Source organism: Thalassotalea euphylliae, from assembly GCF_003390335.1.
In the GTDB taxonomy this organism is placed as follows: Bacteria; Pseudomonadota; Gammaproteobacteria; order Enterobacterales; family Alteromonadaceae; genus Thalassotalea_F; species Thalassotalea_F euphylliae_B.
On record NZ_QUOU01000001.1, the window covers coordinates 2,260,272 to 2,279,052 of the forward strand.

12 protein-coding genes are annotated in these 18,781 nt (G+C 44.7%); 9 read left to right on the forward strand and 3 right to left on the reverse strand.

Features of this window, described 5'->3' with window-relative positions; genetic code table 11:
• The first annotated feature begins 86 nt into the window (after positions 1-86).
• The 4 genes from aroG (at position 87) to DXX93_RS09960 (ending at position 5,451) form a co-directional block, all read left to right on the forward strand.
• Positions 87-1,136 (forward strand): 3-deoxy-7-phosphoheptulonate synthase AroG, encoded by a 1,050-nt coding sequence (gene aroG / locus DXX93_RS09945; protein ID WP_116007963.1) that lies wholly within the window; start codon positions 87-89, stop codon positions 1,134-1,136.
• A 157-nt stretch (positions 1,137-1,293) separates the two neighbouring features.
• Entirely contained in the window at positions 1,294-2,220 is a 927-nt protein-coding gene (locus tag DXX93_RS09950) for an AAA family ATPase (protein WP_116007964.1), read from the forward strand.
• Between the two features lie 74 nt (positions 2,221-2,294).
• On the forward strand, positions 2,295-3,281 hold the full coding sequence (locus DXX93_RS09955) for a DUF58 domain-containing protein (protein ID WP_116007965.1): 987 nt from the start codon (positions 2,295-2,297) through the stop codon (positions 3,279-3,281).
• A 1-nt stretch (position 3,282) separates the two neighbouring features.
• Positions 3,283-5,451, forward strand: a complete 2,169-nt coding sequence (locus tag DXX93_RS09960) for a transglutaminase family protein (protein WP_181902191.1) — start codon at positions 3,283-3,285, stop codon at positions 5,449-5,451.
• Here DXX93_RS09960 and DXX93_RS09965 read toward each other — a convergent pair.
• On the reverse strand, positions 5,405-5,992 hold the full coding sequence (locus tag DXX93_RS09965; RefSeq protein WP_181902192.1) for a DUF2982 domain-containing protein: 588 nt from the start codon (positions 5,990-5,992) through the stop codon (positions 5,405-5,407). The two genes, DXX93_RS09960 and DXX93_RS09965, sit on opposite strands and share 47 nt — an antisense overlap.
• Positions 5,993-6,198: 206 nt before the next feature.
• Here DXX93_RS09965 and DXX93_RS09970 point away from each other — a divergent pair, with 206 nt between their 5' ends.
• The 5 genes from DXX93_RS09970 to DXX93_RS09990 all read left to right on the forward strand — a co-directional run bounded on the left by DXX93_RS09970 (position 6,199) and on the right by DXX93_RS09990 (position 16,368).
• On the forward strand, positions 6,199-6,540 hold the full coding sequence (locus DXX93_RS09970) for a DUF4870 domain-containing protein (protein WP_147302672.1): 342 nt from the start codon (positions 6,199-6,201) through the stop codon (positions 6,538-6,540).
• Positions 6,541-6,754: 214 nt separating this feature from the next.
• The gene (gene recC, locus DXX93_RS09975) at positions 6,755-10,240 is read left to right on the forward strand and encodes an exodeoxyribonuclease V subunit gamma (RefSeq protein WP_258872644.1); all 3,486 of its coding nucleotides are present in this window, start codon (positions 6,755-6,757) and stop codon (positions 10,238-10,240) included.
• Positions 10,241-10,348: 108 nt separating this feature from the next.
• Positions 10,349-13,924, forward strand: coding sequence for an exodeoxyribonuclease V subunit beta (gene recB, locus DXX93_RS09980; RefSeq protein ID WP_116007970.1), 3,576 nt, complete (start codon positions 10,349-10,351; stop codon positions 13,922-13,924).
• The gene (recD, locus tag DXX93_RS09985; protein WP_116007971.1) at positions 13,917-15,818 is read left to right on the forward strand and encodes an exodeoxyribonuclease V subunit alpha; all 1,902 of its coding nucleotides are present in this window, start codon (positions 13,917-13,919) and stop codon (positions 15,816-15,818) included. Before recB ends, recD begins: the two co-directional genes overlap by 8 nt.
• 28 nt (positions 15,819-15,846) lie before the next feature.
• Entirely contained in the window at positions 15,847-16,368 is a 522-nt protein-coding gene (locus DXX93_RS09990) for a DUF3087 family protein (protein WP_116007972.1), read from the forward strand.
• 233 nt (positions 16,369-16,601) lie between these two features.
• Here DXX93_RS09990 and DXX93_RS09995 read toward each other — a convergent pair whose 3' ends face one another.
• Together DXX93_RS09995 and DXX93_RS10000 are read right to left on the reverse strand one after the other, a co-directional pair.
• A complete protein-coding gene (locus DXX93_RS09995) occupies positions 16,602-17,510 on the reverse strand; it encodes a homocysteine S-methyltransferase family protein (RefSeq protein WP_116007973.1) in 909 nt (302 codons plus the stop codon).
• A 150-nt stretch (positions 17,511-17,660) separates the two neighbouring features.
• Positions 17,661-18,467: a crotonase/enoyl-CoA hydratase family protein gene (locus DXX93_RS10000; protein ID WP_116007974.1), complete on the reverse strand. Its 807-nt coding sequence runs from the start codon at positions 18,465-18,467 to the stop codon at positions 17,661-17,663.
• Positions 18,468-18,781: the final 314 nt, after the last annotated feature.

Here is an 18,781-nt window from a genome sequence, read left to right on the forward strand (position 1 = left end):
TAGAAAGAGTAACTTAAAACAAGACAAAGAAGTTAAACATAGGTTTGTTTCAAATAAAACAAACCATAAGTAGTAAGAGAAATCACATGTACCAAACCGACGATATTCGAATTAATCAGATCAAAGAATTATTACCACCTATCGCGTTAATCGAACGATTTCCCGCGACAGAAAAAGCGTCGGAAACAGTATTTCAAGGCCGCCAAGCAATCAGCGATATTTTTAACGGTAAAAACGACCGTTTGCTCGTGGTGATTGGTCCTTGCTCTATCCACGACCCCAAAGCTGCCATTGAATATGGTGAGCGCTTAGTGAAGCTGCGTGAAAAGTATAAAGACAATCTTGAAATTGTTATGCGCGTGTACTTTGAGAAGCCACGCACCACGGTTGGCTGGAAAGGCTTGATCAACGATCCTTATTTAAATAACAGCTTTAAGCTAAATGACGGCTTGCGCATCGGCCGTAAACTACTATTAGATCTTAACGACTTGGGCTTACCTACGGCGGGTGAGTTTTTAGATATGATCACGCCACAATACATGGCCGATTTTATGTGTTGGGGCGCAATTGGCGCACGTACGACGGAAAGCCAGGTGCACCGCGAGCTAGCGTCAGGTCTTTCATGCCCGGTGGGCTTTAAAAACGGCACAGATGGCACAATTAAGGTCGCTGTTGATGCAATCGGCGCAGCAAGTGCTTCTCACCACTTCTTATCAGTCACGAAATACGGACACTCAGCCATTGTCGAAACCGCGGGTAATCCAGATTGCCATATTATTTTGCGCGGCGGTAAAGAAACCAATTACGACAAAGACAGCGTTAGAGCCGTCACCGAGCAGCTTGCAGGTGCTAAGTTAAATACCAAAATTATGATCGATTTTAGCCACGCAAACAGCAAGAAGAAATTCGAAAATCAAATGTTAGTCTGTGATGATGTCTCAGCGCAGATTGCCCAAGGTAACCAAGATATTTTTGGTGTTATGGTGGAAAGTCACTTGGTTGAAGGTCGTCAAGACTTAGTCGAAGGGGAAGCGGCGACCTATGGTCAAAGTATCACTGATGCCTGCATTGGTTGGCAGGATACTGAAACCTTATTAGCACAGTTAAACGAAGCCGTCGCAACCCGCAACAAGTAGCGAACCACAACAAACAACAAGTGATATCGCATGTATTTAGCGATATCGTTGCAATATGATCAAAGCCGCTAGCTCAATGAGTTCGCGGCTTTTTTTTGTGCTTGTTGAATAATTCTGCGATAGTGTGAGCAGTCATTCAGTTGTTAAGCACAATTATATGGATCAGTTAATTAATCAAGTTATCAGCCAAGTGAATAGCGTTGTATTGGGTAAAGACAAAGAAGTGCGACTTGCTGTTGCTTGTTTACTGGCGAAAGGGCACTTGTTGATTGAAGATTTACCGGGCATGGGTAAAACCACCTTGGCACAAATATTAGCCAAGGTTTTTGGTTTAAGTTATCAGCGCTGCCAATTCACCAGTGATATGTTGCCTTCTGATGTCACAGGGATCTCTATTTTCGACACCGAACAAAAACAGTTTGTCTTACACCACGGGCCTATTTTCAACCAATTGGTGCTGGCCGATGAAATCAATCGCGCTAGCCCGAAAACCCAGAGTGCATTGCTTGAAGCGATGGAAGAACATCAGGTCAGTATCGACGGCGTTACCCACGACCTACCAACTCCATTTTTTGTTATAGCAACGCAAAACCCCTTATTTCACGCGGGTACTAATCCTTTACCAGAGTCACAGCTTGATCGGTTTATGATGCGCCTTTCCTTGGGCTTTCCTGACGTTGAAGCTGAGAAACAAATTCTGTTAGGTGAAGGACTAAAAGAAAAGGTTGAAAAAACAGCATGCGTATTAAACCACCAGCAGCTTGCCACTATCCAGCAAGCGGTGCTTGAGGTTAGTGCATCGGATGCTGTGTTGGAATACATCATTGCCTTGAGTCACGTCTCTAGGTCGAGTGATTTTACTGCAAATCCGCTATCGCCTCGTGCCGGTAAAGCATTACTTAATGCAGCGAAAGCATGGGCTTTTATTCATCAACGCGATTATGTGTTACCAGATGATGTGCAGGCGGTATTTACCAGTGTGTGTGAGCACCGCTTAGATGCCGGTGTCACAGAGTTAGCGCGCGATGGTGGTTTGGCAATGGAAGTATTAAAACAAGTGGATGTACTATCACCTTTGACTTAGCGCCAATTTGGGATAGCGATAAAAAGCTATACGAAACGAAAACATAAATCGAATAAGGCCCTAAGGGCAGTTATATGATCAACAAGTTCAAACAGTATTTTACCAACAAGTTTAATCAGTGGCTGACAGTGCGCGTACCTGTAGCCAAACAGTTTGAACTCACCAATCGCAATATTTTTATTTTTCCAACGCGTTTTGGCTTCGCTTACCTCGCTGTGTTGGTATTGCTTTTCTTACTCGGTACCAACTACCAGAACAACGTAATCATCTTACTTTGCTACTTGATGGGCAGTTTTTTTATCACGGCAAAACTGACGGCGTTTTTTAATCTTAAAGGGTTAATTATCAAAGCTGAACCGTATGCTCAAGGTTTTAAAGGCCAAGATATTCCAGTTGCCATTTCACTTGAGGCAAGGTCGGCAAAACACGGCATCGTATTGGGGTTTGATAAACAATCAACCACCCAGCTCAAACACATTGGCAACGATGCCAAAACGACACCAGCGAATCGCCAAGCGCAAGTCACCATATACTACCAAGCAAATAAACGCGGCGTGTTATCACCAGGGCGTGTAAAGGTGTTCAGCGAACACGCATTTGGACTATTTCGCGTCTGGTCATGGCTAGACTTTGGCCATGAGTTGGTTGTTTATCCGCACCCGATGGCCATAGCGAGTAAACATTTACTGGAAATGCCCAATCAAGCTCAAGATGGCGAGCAACTGGTGAGTGACCGCGATGGCGATGAATTTAAAGAGCTTACCGCCTATAAACCTGGCGAGTCAATGGCACGTGTTGCCTGGAAGCAGTTAGCGCGTGGGCAGGGGAAATTGACCAAGCACTACCACCAACTCTCGGGCCAACGACGTGAACTATCGCTCGATATGTTGCCGCCAGTATCAATTGAGCAAAAACTCTCTTACCTGTGTTATCTGGTTTTACAGTACAGCCAAGCAAGTTATGCGTTTGGCCTTTCGCTGGCGCACCAGAAAATTAGCGCCGATCACGGTGAGCAGCACAAGCAACAATGCTTACGAGCGTTGGCGGAATTTGGTGGCTGATATGATTGAGTCTTTGCGTGCACGAATGCCGTCATTAGTTGAATTTAAAGTGCGTGATAAACGCGTTAATTTCTCTATGTTTGATTTTAAAAAGCGTTCGGGAACTGAGCATTATCAGCTAAGTTTGCTCAATTGTTGGCTATTACTGCTCGTACAAACGCTGACATTGGCGTTATTTGTCAGTGAACTGACCACATGGATGATGGCGCTAATCGCCCTGAGCATCATTTGGCAAGTGGCGAGAATTCATGCCGCCAAGCAAAAGCAAAGACAAGGAAAGATAGAGGCCACCCCTCGGCTTATTGTTGCGCTTTTCGCGTTAACGGGGGCAGGGATCATCATTGTCAATGGCCAGTCACTGGGGTTGCTGCTCAGTATGGTGCATCTGATTTGTTTTGCCTACGCCATCAAGGCGTTTGAGATACGTAAACGCTCTGATTTTTATCAACTGATTTTGATCGGGCTATTTTTACATGCCTGTGCATTAATTTTTGCCCAGAATATTTGGTTCGCTGCCATCGTTATGTCGTTAGTGGTACTTAACTTTGCACTGCTGTTTCGAGTATTTGCGGCATCGATTGCCGTGCCTATTGCGTATCGAGAAACCGGCAAGTTATTGTTGCTCAGTATTCCATTAGCCGCTGCACTGTTTGTGTTTTTTCCAAGGCTCTCACCGTTTTGGCAAGTACCATTGGCGAATACCGCTAAAACGGGCCTTGGCAGTGATGTACGACCGGGTGATATTGCGAAATTAGCACTGTCTGATGAATTGGCCTTTCGGGTTGAGTTTACCGGTGATTCTCCATCAATATCTAAAATGTATTGGCGTGCGATGACTATGCCGTTTTACAACGGTCAAAGTTGGAGCCGTACCCAAAATAATCAAGCTCCTCGTTACTTGCTGGCCGAGCCAAATTTTCAAATAGCGGCCAATGACACAGAGTCTTACAGCTACCAAATTATGGTCGAGCAAAGTAATCAACATTGGTTATTCGCCCTAGACACCGCGCTTGCTCCCAGTAACGATGCTCGTCAACTTGCTGACTTTTCACTGATCAATAACCAACCCTTAACAAAGACAAAAAGTTATCAAGTTGTCAGTTACCCTAATGCGATTCGCGAACCTGAGATGTCACAAGTGTTTCAGCGTTTTTATACTCGGCTGCCAGCCGATGTTAGCCCTAAGCTACAAGCACTTGGCCAAGAACTTGCTGGCCGATATACCAATAAGCAGGCACTGATCAATCATGTTTTGGCGCAGTACCGAGAGCAAGAATACTTTTACACATTAACTCCGCCGCTGTTAGCCAACAATAGCCTCGACCAGTTTTATTTTGATACCCGATCAGGCTTTTGCGAGCACTATGCCAGCAGCTTTGCTTTTTTAATGCGTGCCGCGGGTATTCCGGCGCGATTAGTGACCGGGTATTTAGGCGGTGAACGCAACGAACGTGGCAACTACTTCGCGATTTATCAATACGATGCTCATGCTTGGACGGAAGTTTGGTTACCTGAACTAGGCTGGGTGACTATCGATCCCACCTCAGCGGTTAGCCCAGACAGAGTTAGCGACAATATGGCTGATGCACTCAGGGAGCAGCGCATTAATCTCGCAGGTGCGTTTAGTTGGGAAGCGTTTTCTAGTGCCCAGTGGTTAGCCAAAATTAGAATGCAGATAGAGGCGATAGATTATCAATGGAACCGCCTCGTATTAAGTTACACTGTGGAAAAGCAATCTCGCTTTTTAAAAGAGTTACTCGGCAGTGGCAGTTTTTGGAAATCTACAGCAATTATTATCGCTGTTTTTCTGTCGATGTTTGTATTGCTATGGCTTCGAGGGTTTTACCAACAACCAAGGCTGGTTAAACCGCGCTGGCAACTTCAATTTGAAGCCCTGCTTGATAAGCTGACCGCTAGGGGCTTAAAACGAGAAGCTCATCAAGTGCCTAGCACATTGATACCTGCAATTTCGGCTCAAAATTCAGAGGCCGCCATATTGTTTGCCAAATTGTGTACAGAGTATGATGCACTCAGATACCAACCCTTCACCAAAGATGAGCTTGAAGCGAAAGCAAAGGGATTTATTCAAAGCTGTAAAGCGTTTAACAAGCATCTGGGGAAAATTAATAATCGTGGCGGTGCGCTTGGCACTGTTTCAATAGTTGAATAAAGTCATCTGCACTGCGATCTAACGCTGAAAGTGGCAAATAAATATGATACCCGTAGGCCGTCGATAGTGCTTGGGTATGGTGCATATACAAAGCAATAGGGCCTTTAATCAATTTATCATTGTGCTTATAGGGGCTAAAATTTATTTGTGCCTGCTCAATAGTCAGTAGTGATTGCGTAATTGCCATGGTGAGCAGTGGTCGTTGCTCGTGTGGCAACCTACTTGCCAGCCTTGGCGTTATCGAGTTGATCAAGTTATCACAGCTGCCTAGTCTAACACCGATATAGGGAAGAGGGCGTCTATCTAACCCAACCTGAACGTTTAGTTGTTCAAAGCGTAAAATATCACTCCACGGCAGTTTCCAACTGCCGTATTTATGCTGGAATGTAATACCTTGCGGTGTTATTGAAAAACTATGTTCAGGCTCTAAACGCTTGGCGAAGCCAATAAAAAAAGTCACCAGACTGGCTAATAACAATAAGGCTATCACCATGCGAAACTCAGCCCAAAAATGATGACTAACGGCGATGCTTATCAGCACACCTATGACTCCTAAGAAAGTTAAAAACTGTCCGTGATTATTGGCGACGGGTCTTATTTTTATTTCAGGCATAAATTGCGAACAAATTCATAAATCTATGGTTAAATTAACAAAGCCGACGATATTTGGCACACATTTTTAGCTTGTTTCGCTGATGATTTCTGACTAACGTTAAAGGGGTAGCTGTTGTAAAAAGGGGAGCTGCTATGCAATTCCAAACAAGTACTCATACGGACCATGATTATGCACGGATGATAGCGTTGTTAAGTTATCTAACCGTGCTTGGCTGGCTTGCTGCCATTGTGCTATACGGTCAAAACAAACACGGCTGTGGTAAAAGCTATGTAGTGGCTTTTCATCTTCGCCAATCTCTGGGGCTGATCATCACCGCAGCGCTATTGTCATTTATCCCGTTAATTGGCTGGCTGCTGAACTTTGTCGTAGCTATTTTCTGGCTTATTAGCGCCTTTCATGCATTCAAAGGAGAAATATACAGCGTCCCTTGGCTTGGTGATAAATATCAAAACCACTTACATTTTATTACTTGATTTTATGGTAAATAATACGGTTACGTGTAACTGTTTATAGCCTTATACTGTATCTAGTTTGCTAGCATTACGGTCTTATCTCGGTGGTAAATTGGGCTAACAGTTAAAATCAGGTAAAAAATCACCAAACAGCTGTCGTTCAATCAAATTACGCTAGTGTTCGCTGGTAGCGTGTGATTAAATTTGATCATCATCGATTGCCTGCGATAACACATTGATTTACATCTACCCTGCTAACAAAATGGAGAATTTGCTAGCCCTGTTCAACAAAATTCAGCAAGTCTCGCCACTGTCACTGTTCGATCAAGAACACATTATTGTACAAAATGCCGGTATGCAGCATTGGCTCAATATGTCGATTGCCCAGTCTCGTGGTATCGCGATGAATATAGAATTTTCATTACCTGCGCAATATCTCTGGAAGTTGCTTCGTGAAATCGCCAGTGATGAAGCCGTACCCGATCAATCGCTTTACGCGCGTGAAGTGCTCGTTTGGCGCGTATTTGAACTATTGTGCACTGAACAGATCTTGGCTGACGATGTATTTGAGCAGGCAACACAATATTGGCAAAGTGCCTCGAGTCACAGCGAACAGCAACAAAAACGCTATCAGCTTGCCATGAAAGTTGCTGATTTATTCGAGCAATACTTGATTTTTCGTCCCAACTGGATTGACCGCTGGAGCCAGCAAAATTTTGACTTTGCTCAAGACGATGTGGTTGAAAACCACGTAGTTGAAGATACCACTCAACAAACCTATTACTGGCAAGGTAAACTGTGGTATTTATTGCAACAGCGCCAATCCTACAACCCAATTGAGTTAATGGAAAATGCCGCCGAGCGTATTGCCGACAAAATAGCGCAGCTACCTAAACGCATTTCATTTTTTGGCATTAATGCCTTGCCACCAATGTGGATTAATTTCTTAGAAATGCTTGGCGAGCATATCGATATTCACTTTTTCCATTTAAATCCTTGTGCGGATTATTGGGGCGATATCGAAACGGAAAAGCAGTTTGTTGCGAAATTAAATGAATGGACAGATCAAGCCGACAATCTCACGGCAGCAGTAGGTAATCCGCTGTTGGCCAATTGGGGGCAACAGGGCCGCGAGTTTCTGGCTCAGCTGCAACAAGTGAGTACGATTAATATTGATGTGTTTGAGCAGCATCAGCCTGAACCAGAAGCTTATGTCAGTTCAGAAGCTGGTGCCGAACCAGAAAATATTGATAGCCCTCAGCAACTACCGCTACTCAAAAGCCTGCAACACGATGTCTTAACGTTAACTGACGCGCGGCAAACACCCACTGAGTTAGTCGACGACAGTGTGACAATTAGCAGCTGCCACAGCGCGTTTCGCGAAGTCCAAGCACTACACGACTGGCTACTACATCAATTAAATCAAGATCCTGAGCTGACGCCAAAAGACATTCTGGTGATGTGTCCTGAAATTGAGCAGTATGCTCCTTTTGTCCATGCTGTGTTTACCCGAGGCTGGCAAGACTTAGCAGACGATGTCCCACCGCTACCATGCTCGATTGCTGATCGCAACGTGCAAAATGCCGACCCTTTAGTTGCGACATTCGTTGACTTGCTTACCTTGCCGGATAGCCGCTTTCACGTGACCTCAATTATTGCCATGCTACGACTAGAAGCGGTGCAGCAGCAGTTAAAGCTCACCAGTGAAGACGTCGTAAAACTCAGTGGCTGGCTAGAGCATGCCGCTATTCATTGGGGGCTTTCACAGCAACACAAAGCGGAAATACTGGGCGCAAATGAAGTAAGTGAAGCCTTTACTTGGCAACAAGGGCTAAGTAAGTTATTGCGAGGATTTGCCTATGGCGACCAGTTAACGGTCGTTGGTGAGCAGCTTTACCTCCCTGATGTTGAAGGCCAAGACGCCTTTATTCTTGGCCAATTAATGCTGTTTTTAGAACAACTGGCGAACAGCACATTAGCGCTTAAAACACCTAAATCACCGCAAAAATGGCAGCAGTATCTAACGGATTTAGTTGCCGAGTTGTATCACCCCAGCGCTGCAGAAAGCCTTGATATTATTTATCACGCACTTGGCTTATTGGCAGAGTATAACCACACGGCAGAAACCGATGAAATACTGGATTTGCTGGTTGTTAAAGAGTTTCTAACCGCTCACTTTTCTACCCCTGATACGGGACGGCAATTTATGATAGGGCAAGTGACATTTTGCTCTATGTTACCAATGCGCAGTATTCCATTTAAAGTGATTGCTGTTTTGGGGCTTAATGACGATGAGTATCCAAGGCAGCGTCAGCCACTCGCCTTTGATTTAATGAACAGCACACCGCCAAAGCTTGGGGATCGTTCAAGACGTGGCGATGACAGGTACTTATTTCTCGAAGCGCTAATCTCAGCGCGCGACAAGCTTTACTTGAGTTATCAAGGGCGCAATGTACAAAACAACAAAGTGCGTGAGCCGAGCATTATTTTGCAGGAATTATTTGATTACTTGGGCGCAGGTTACGGTTGGCAATGTAATTTAAAGCCCACTAGCCATATTCGTCAATTACCGCTGCAAGCGTTTAGTTTAGATAACTACCGCGGTCGTTATCTAAGCTTTGATGCACATTGGCTCAAGCTCGGTAAAAGCGATGGCGAAAACAGTGAAGAATGCCATGATGAGCATAACAAGGCTAATAAAGACGAAGAAAAAGAAGCACTTTCGGATGATACCCGTGCCGATTTTGGGACGGAAAGCGCGGATACAAACGTGGCTGATACAGAAATTGAATTAGCCGACCTTATTCGTTTCTATCAACATCCAAGCCGTTGGTACGCGCAGCGCGCACTCAGTGTGTATTTTGAGCAAACAGAGCCAGCGCCAAGTGACATAGAGCAATTTAGTTACGATAGACTAGCCAGTTACCAGTTAAAACAAGCGCTGCTTGAAACAAGCTTATCTTCGGCAATGCCAAACGGCACCAAAGAAGTACAGGCGGCGCAAGATGACGTGAAAAAGCAAGCAAGGCTCTCTGGTCGATTCGCCGATACACCTATTACCGAGCAGTTATTCGATAAATGGCAACAAGATAACGATATATTTAGCCAAGCCATTATCGAAGCTGGCATAAGTGACACAGAATTAGCACCATTTTCATTGTCTGTGCCAATTAAGCAGTCAGGCAAGGTGGTGCAATTACTCAAACTTCGTGGCAGCTTACCTGTGAATGAACAGGCGATTGGGTTTTATCGCCCGTCAACGGCGAAAGCTAAAGATTTGTTTTCACTGTATTTAGCACAACTTATTGCCAGTGTTTCAGCTGAGCAATCCCAGTGTGAAAACTCAATGCCTGTATTTTGTGATAAACCAGTGACCGGGCTTTATTTCGATACCAAACAACAGCAGGTCACTCAGTATTTTTGTCGTCCGATGAGTGAGCCCAAGAAACAATTGCAGTTGTTGGTTGACTACTATTTAACGGGCCAACAAATGCCAATGTTGGCTAACGCGGATATTGCTCACAAAGCCTTTAATGCTCGTAAATTTGAACAAAGCCAATTGGAAAACTACTGGTATGACAGCAATAACATGATGGCACCGGGTTTTGATCCTTATATGCAGTTTTTCTGGCCGCAATGTCCTGAACTTGACGACATTATGCCAACACTAATTACGCTGTATGAGCCTATGTATCAAGCTCTTGATAAGGTAAAACGCTAGTGTTTTGGTGCCCCCACATTCGCAAGACAATAGCGAGTTAAAAAGCTTAAAAAGCCAAACATTAAAGAATAAAGCAATTAATCAGAACGCACATAAGTACGTAACGTCATGAAGTTAGAACCCCTACACGCTGAGCAGATTCCGTTAACTGGCCGCCATTTAATTGAAGCCAGTGCCGGTACAGGTAAAACCTTTAATATTACCCGCATTTATCTGCGTCTATTGCTAGAGAAAGACTTGACCGTTGAGCAAATCTTGGTGATGACCTTCACCAAAGATGCCACAGAGGAAATCAAAAGCCGTATTGGTCAAGTGCTGAGAAATACCATTGCCAACTGGGATGACTTAGCAGTAAACGACGCATTTTATCAAACCGTTGCAAAGTCACTCGACAAAGCCCAAGCAATGGCAAAGTTACACCGTGCTTTATTGTTTCTAGATGATGCCGCGATTTTTACCATTCACGGCTTTTGCAAACGCGTACTGAGCGAGTTCGCGTTCGACAGCGGTTTATTGTTTAACCTCGCCATGGAGTCTAGCTGCCAAGAACAAACCGTTGAAGCGGTGCAAGATTGGTATCGATTGTTGGCCAAACAAGCACCGGATGATTATTTAACCGTTGCAGAGTTTTGGCCTGAACCCGCGCAGTTTATTCAAGTATTTGGCCAAGCCATTGACAAACATGCCTCGCTTACTGTGCCATCGCCAGTAGATCTTGCGTTGCAAGTTAATCAATTGGCAGCGCACGCCGTGGATAATTTGTCCAGCCATCAAGCATTTTTATTTGAGCAGTTGGTGGATAATCAAAAGGGTGCCAAACGGTTAGAGCGGATTAGTGAATATGAGCAGCTAACAGCTTGGTTGGCAGATGCTAGTACTCTGCAGCTTCCTGAGTTATTGGCACTTCCTGCACTACCTGCGAGTTTTACCGATGGTCGCCGCTATGGCCGCTCTAAAGTAAAAACAACCTTAGTTGAAATATTCACGCCTATTAACGAATTAAAGCAAGTGTTCGGCGGCTTAGCTGAAAAAGTTAAGCGCCTAGCTGCCTATCAAGTCGTTGCTAGCGGGCTTGAAATTATTGCTGATGCGGTAGAGCGCAAAAAACAGCATTTAGGGCTACTTAGCTTTGACGATCTTATTGCAATTCTTGCCAAACAGCTAAGTGCAGGGGATGCGGGGAAAAAACTGGCTCGACAACTGGCAAAACAGTATCCCGCTGCAATGGTGGATGAATTCCAAGATACTGATCCGAACCAGTTCAATATTTTAACCCAAATTTACCAAAGCGCAGAGCTGGCGACTTTGTTCTTGATTGGCGACCCTAAGCAAGCGATCTATGCGTTTCGCGGCGGTGACATTTTTACCTATTTAACGGCGCGAAATTTTTGTCAGCACTTTTGGGTAATGGATACGAACTGGCGCTCAACGGCAGGAATGATCCAAGGGTACAACCGACTGTTTTACGGTTCATCGCTTGACGAGGCAGGCGCAAATACTTTTGGCAGTAACATTCCTTATCATCCTGTTAATGCCTCAAATACCGTTACATCGCTTGATTTAGCGGATGACGACAAGTCGTTGCAATTTGTTCATTTTATATTTGATGATGAGGCCGAAACGGCAAAACCCGCTCAGCGCAGCGAGATGGCATTTTGGCTAGCAGGTAAGATAACCTCGCTGCTTAGTGACAACAAACAAGCGATATCCGCAGCTGATATCGCCATACTGGTGCGAGATGGCACCGAAGCGGCGATCGTCAAACAAGCATTAACTGCTTATGACTTGGCCAGTGTTTATTTGAGTAATCGCAGCAATTTGTGGCACAGCGAACAAGCCAGTCAGTTACTCTTGGTGCTTAAAGCCGTCTTATTTCTAGAGCAAGACCGATACTTTAATGCGGGCTTAGCATCGGGGCTTTTAGGACACACGCCTAGCAGTTTATTGGCCTTATCTAATGATGAGTTAGCATGGCAAGACGTTAAATTTGCGTTTAAAGCCATACGCGATGAATGGCAGCACAAAGGCTTTATTTCAGCAGCCCTTAAACTGCTGCATGAGCACGTGAGTGTGCTTGGTGAAACAAAAGAGCGAGCGTTAACCAATTTACTGCACTTATTTGAACTGTTGCAAGCCGCCAGTGCTAGGTATCACCAACCGTTGGAACTCGTGTATTGGTTTGAGCAACAAATTAACTTGGAAAGTACAGAGTCGGATGCTGAACTGAGATTAGAAAGCGACGAGCAACTGATTAAAATCGTTACTCAGCATGGCTCTAAAGGGCTTGAGTACCCGGTGGTGTTTGTGCCGTTCGCGTCTCGACATAAAGATCCCGGTAAAATCGGTAACCGCCATGTTACTGTAATTGAATATCACGACGAAACAGGGCAATTACACACCAGCTTGTCGGGCAACGAACAGCAATTGGCTAAGATGGCTGAAGAGGCTTACGCCGAGTCCATTCGGTTGTTGTACGTGGCTGTTACACGTGCTGCCCAGCGCTGCTATTTACTCGTGGCGAATTTTGACAAGGTCGAGCGCTCGCCGTTAGGTAAAACCTTAGCATGGCCTGCAAAGGTGAATATTAGCGAGCAGCTTAATGCACTGTCGGCGCAATACCCGCAGGCCATCGGTTACCAATGCCTTAATGATGTAACTACAAGCGCTCAAGCTCCCGAAAAACATAAACCTTCGCTTAGTGGTATTGACGAGAGTGACCCTAAAGTGGCCACCTTTACCAGTAAAATTGAACGAGATTGGTGGTTAAGTTCATTTACCGCATTGAGTAAAAACTTACGTCATGGCGGTGTTTCAAGGCCAGATCGCGATCTCGATGAGCAACCGGCCATTGTCGCGTCTAACGTTAATCGGATCGGTTTTGATTTAGCCAAAGGAGCACAAACGGGTAACTTATTACACGACTTACTGGAATTGGGTGATTTTCAGCACCAAGACTGGTTAGCACTATCGCAAGCAATGAAGGTGAAATATGCCGCGCTGTTAGCGCAGTGGTCTGCTGATGAATTAGCAAACTGGTGTCAACAACTTGTTCGCTGCGATTTAGGCGATGGCATCTGTTTAGCTGGCTTAAACGCAAATAGAGTATTAAAAGAGCAAGAGTTTTATTTTCCTATGGAAAAGGCGAGCAGCCAAAAACTCGCGGTGCTGGTTTATCAACATCGGCAGCGCCAAATGGCTAAAGATCAAGCGCATACGCAGTTAAAAGCGGTAAAACTTCCGGCTTATCAAGCATTAAAAGGCATGATGCACGGGTTTGTTGATTTAATTTTTGAACACCAAGGCAAGTATTACGTATGCGATTATAAATCTACGCATTTAGGTGATGCTGCCGAGCACTATCACCACAGTGCATTACAGCAAAACATTGCAGAAAATTACTACGATTTACAGTACTTAATTTACTGCTTAGCGCTTCATCGGCTGCTCAAGTCTCGAATCAGCGATTATGATCCCACCAAGCATTTTGGCGGTGTATTTTACTTGTACCTACGTGGATTACAGGTAAGCGAAAACCCAAAAGGTAATAATGCATCAAGCCCCACTGGTGTTTTCTTTAGTGATGTTTCAGCGGATGAATTAGCGGCGATGGATGCGCTTTTTGCCGGAGCGGACAGCACCGATGGCGAGCGCAGTAACGAATTGGGAGTGGTAACTAATGACTAGCGTTATTGCAACGGCCAACACAAATGTGCAGGCCATCGTTTATGATAAATTTGCTAGCGCAGCAGCACAAATTGCAGATATTGAGCCGATTGATTATTTTTTTGCAAAAGAAATGACTAGCTCGCCTATTGCTATGCCGCTATCGTCAGCGGAATTTGATGTGTGGTATCACTTACTAATGGCGCTTAGCGCTTCGGTGCGAGATGGTCACACTTGTTTGCCGTTAAGCGTTGTTGCTAACCAGCGTTTTGGCGTTGCCAGTGAAGACAATGTGATAACACATCATGGTTTTGCGTTTCCTGCACATGACGAGTTACAACAAGTGATGGCAAAGCTGTCGCTTGATGATAATGACGTTCCCGTAGTGTATTGGCAAGACTGCTTGTATATGCGTCGAAATTTTTCGTTCGAGCGTGCATTACAGGCTGCTTTGCTGGAAAAAGCGTCACTAAACTTGGGATATTCAAGCGATGCCATTAGTGAGGTCATCGCAAGGCTATTTCCCAAAACGCAGCAAGAAGTGGATTGGCAACAAATCGCGGTTGCTAATAGTGTAAACAAAGGGTTGAGTATTATCGCTGGTGGTCCCGGCACAGGTAAAACATACACAGTTACTAAGTTGCTGGCCGCCTTAACCATGTTAAAGGTCAAGCAAAATAATGCATCTATAAGTAAGGATTTAGATATAGCCTTAGTTGCGCCAACGGGTAAAGCCGCACAGCGTTTATCCGAATCCATTCAAAATGCAGTCGCAGGCTTTAGGGGCGCTATTGATGATCAGATACTCGATGTGTTACCGACTAAGGCGCAAACACTGCATCGTTTACTTGGCGTCATTCCTAATCAAGTGAATTTTCGAAAGGGAAGCGATAACCCACTAGACATGGATTTGATCATCATTGACGAAGTTTCCATGGTAGATCTGCCATTGATGGAGCGCCTTTTTAGAGCGCTACCGGTCAAATGCCAAGTGATCATGTTAGGTGATGCCGACCAACTACCATCTGTTGCTCTCGGCAGCGTGCTAGCCGATATCGCTATTCGACCGCATCTAGGTTACAGCAAAGCCAATCTGCAGTTCCTTGGCCAAGTTTGCCAGTTAAGTAAGACTCAAGTTAAGCAGCTACCTGCGGCCAAGCAAGAGTGTGCAGATCACCTTTCGATTCTCTTGAAAAGCCGCCGTTTTGATGGTGAAGGGGCGATAGGGAATATCGCGATGGCAACCATCGCTGGGCGAGCAAATGACAGTTGGCAATATATTATGGCACACAGCGAGTGTCGGGATGACTTAACGCTATTACCAGCAGAGCTATCTTTATGGCTCAGCCGCTATGTTCAGCAGTATTATCAACCCCTGCTGTCGGCAGAAAAGGTTGAAGACGCATTCGCGCTGATGAGCAAGTTTAGAATTTTATGTGCGACTCGCCAAGGAAGTGAAGGGGTTGAAACCATAAACCAGCAAGTGATTGCTATGCTAAAAGGTCACTATCAGCAAGCAAAGCTGTTCCATGGCTTACCCATCATGATTAATGAAAATCACTACGGCTTAGGGCTTTATAATGGTGATATGGGTATTATTTGGCAAAATGCTCAAGGGCATTTAGTCGCTTGCTTCGAAGAAGCACAATCAACGGGCTATAAAACCGTGATCCCATCGCGCTTACCTAGTTTTGAGCCGGTATTTGCGATGACTATTCACAAAACCCAGGGCAGTGAATTTGAACATGTTGCTATGGTGCTGCCAAGCCAAGCGGACAATCAGTTACTGACCAGAGAACTAATATACACTGGCGTTACTCGTGCAAAAAAACAATTGAGCCTGAGTTGTCGAGAGCCGGTGTGGTATCGTGGCGTCGAAGCGAAAGTTGCGCGCCATAGCAATCTTGCTATTTAACTCTACAAAGCGTAAAAAACTAACGACTATGAAAATTGAAACTGTAAATAAAGCCAACTACCGTAAAAAACTGAACCAAGTTACGGTTGTTTTTGTGATTTTATTCGCGCTATTGGCACTTGTGTTTGGCAGCCTGTTTATCGCGTTGTTTGCTGAGCCAATTGTTGACCCAGATACCCAGAGTAACTTTCGTTATAACCTAGGCGGTGTCATTCTCGCGTTAGTGACCATGGGAATGATCACCAACAGTGTTAAACGACACGAATTCTTGCATGAAATTTACTATGTTTGGCGATTAAAACAGTTACACAACAGTATTTATCGCAAGCTCGCGAAGATAAAAGCAGGGCAAATAGAAGGGCACGAGAACGCCAAAATTATTTTGGCGTTTTACTATCAAACACTCAAACAAGTATACGAACTTGATAATAACACCCTGACAATCAATAACGTTAATTTAGAAATCAATAAGTTACAACAGAAAATTGGGGTTGAGCAATACGAGCAGTATACGCACCAATTTGAGAAAAAAATGCTAGAGAATTACTAAGCGCTTTGCAGGCTAGTTATCGAAACTAACTCCAAAGGAAAGTGCGAAAGTTAGGGAGTAGCACAACAAGGGCATGCGGATGAGTTGGTTAAAGCCGCTTAGGTGGCAAGTGGTGGGATCATGCTACACGTTAATACCAAGCGTACAAACAACAGCGTCATCTATAGTAACGGCATTTATACTAGCGTTAAGACTTGTTGACTAAATTAGCGTGCAATCATCTGATCTTGGTGTTAGTGGTCGAGGTCACTAACAACTTTTATATGATTGTCGGTGAGTAATTGGTTTATTGCTTTAATGTGCGAAGGCCCAATTGCGCAGCAACCGCCAACAATACTCACGCCATCTTGTACCCATGATAGACACTGTTTCGCATACATTGATGGCGAAATATCATCGCGCTCTTCAAGGCAATCTACCGTGCCACCGGGTTTTAATGGCTCTACATCGACAAAGGCATTGGCATAAACGCCTGTGACGGGAAAGTGGGCAACAAGTGATGGCAAGGTTTTATTGATGGTTTCAAGTGCGCAGCAATTGACGAGTACCGCATCAACCCCAAGGTATTGAATCGCATCGATGGCATCCACAAGTGACTCGCCAGAAGGCAATTGCGCTAGTTGATCATGTAAGACAAAGCTCACCCAAACAGGTTTATTGGCTGTTTTGGCGGCGGTGACCGCAGCGGTAGCTTCGCTGATACTTGCCATGGTCTCGCAAATAAACACATCGACAGCGGTGCGCTGTAACTCAACTAATTGTTGGTAGTGTGTAAGCGATGTGTTGAAGTCTAAGGCAGCGTCAGCGGTGTAACTTGCCATTAATGGCGGTAAACAGCCAGCGATACGAATATCGTTGTCACCACTTAATTCAATCGCGCTTTGCGCTGCGGAAATTGCGGCTTGGTGTAACGGCGCTAGCAAATCGATAGACGCATCTCTTGCTAATCGTCCGGGCGTTGCCGTGTAGTTATTTAAGGTAATGACCTTAGCACCAGCATTGATAAAATCGAGGTGTAAATCTCGCACTAAAGCTGGTTGCTCTAACATGACTTGTGCCGACCAAAGCGGTGTTGCTTTCACGTTGGCTCGCTTGATTAATTCTTGGCCCATGCCGCCATCTAACAGGATTACTGAAGTCACTTTAACGCTTTGAATCTAAGGGGAAGGACGGTAAGCCTAACTGAGGGGCTAGACGAATTCAAGCGAGTTCACGTGAGTAGCCTGTTGACGCTACTCAACGCTGATATGAAGGGAGGTATCTGACGATAAAAACAAATTCCAATAACGGCCTTACCAATTGCTACGTTGTTTAAACGGTTTGGCTTGCTCCGGGTTTAATTGGTTGCGGGTTTTGATACCCTGATTTTTACCTTGGATAATTTTGATTTGATACCAAGACTCTCTGGCCAGCGCGAACGCTTTGCTGTGCCACCAAGCATTTTTATACAACTTTTTCACGGCTGCCACTGAATCAGGTGATTGCGCGCTGATTTCTTGCGCGAGTGCCATGGCCGCTTCAACAGGTACCTCACTGACTTTAGTGATCAAATTCAGCTTTTGTGCTTGCTTGGCACTAATCTCGCGACCTGTCATTGCCAGCAGCTTGGCTTTGTCTGCCGGTAATTGCTCTTTTAGTGCTAACGTGCCACCCATATCGGGTACAAGCCCCCAACGAGCTTCGAGTACCGAAAGTGTTGTCTCAGGATGTGCAATACGAAAATCGCCACCAAGCGCAATTTGCAAACCGCCGCCCCAAACTCGGCCATGAAGCACCATAATGACGGGAACGGGAATTTCTTGCCAACCCGTTGATACATATTGCGCTAAATTAGCCTTGCCTGGACGCCATTTAAATAACAAGGCGATAAAATTACTGACTTTCCCCATCACAGATTTAACATCTAGCCCAGTACAAAAATCAACACCATCACCTTGTACAATCACCGCTCTGATTGTTTTATTCTTTTTAAGCGACTTGATGGTGGCGCGGATCGCTTTAAACATGTCAAGATTCAGCGCATTGTGTTTATCGGCACGGTTTAGGGTGACAATCGCAATATTTTCTTCAATTTTAGTTGTAACAAGAGACGGGTTCATAGGATATTTATCGTTATTGTTAAGAGCTCAGTTAATCGCTAATTCAGTTGCTTTGTTCGCTAATTAGCACGTTAAAATTTATCAGGTACGACCACTTAACATTAAACAAATTAACAAACTAAGTAAATACACCCCATAAACAAGCAAGTTGGTCAGCATTTTGGCTCTTGCATTTTTCTTATATAAGAGTGGGACTAAAGCGAAACATGAGCCGAATAAGCAAGGCTATAAGCAATTCAACCAGCAAGGAGCAATGATGATTACTCAGCGCCTTTTACCCAAAAGATTACAGCAACTACCGAGCGCCAAAAATA

What these genes read in the sequence shown, in the direction of transcription:
- aroG (WP_116007963.1), top strand. Translation starts at nt 87, where the DNA reads ATGTACCAAACCGACGATATTCGAATTAATCAGATCAAAGAATTATTA.
- DXX93_RS09950 (WP_116007964.1), top strand. Translation starts at nt 1,294, where the DNA reads ATGGATCAGTTAATTAATCAAGTTATCAGCCAAGTGAATAGCGTTGTA.
- DXX93_RS09955 (WP_116007965.1), top strand. Translation starts at nt 2,295, where the DNA reads ATGATCAACAAGTTCAAACAGTATTTTACCAACAAGTTTAATCAGTGG.
- DXX93_RS09960 (WP_181902191.1), top strand. Translation starts at nt 3,283, where the DNA reads ATGATTGAGTCTTTGCGTGCACGAATGCCGTCATTAGTTGAATTTAAA.
- DXX93_RS09970 (WP_147302672.1), top strand. Translation starts at nt 6,199, where the DNA reads ATGCAATTCCAAACAAGTACTCATACGGACCATGATTATGCACGGATG.
- recB (WP_116007970.1), top strand. Translation starts at nt 10,349, where the DNA reads ATGAAGTTAGAACCCCTACACGCTGAGCAGATTCCGTTAACTGGCCGC.
- recD (WP_116007971.1), top strand. Translation starts at nt 13,917, where the DNA reads ATGACTAGCGTTATTGCAACGGCCAACACAAATGTGCAGGCCATCGTT.
- DXX93_RS09990 (WP_116007972.1), top strand. Translation starts at nt 15,847, where the DNA reads ATGAAAATTGAAACTGTAAATAAAGCCAACTACCGTAAAAAACTGAAC.
- DXX93_RS10000 (WP_116007974.1), bottom strand. Translation starts at nt 18,467, where the DNA reads ATGAACCCGTCTCTTGTTACAACTAAAATTGAAGAAAATATTGCGATT.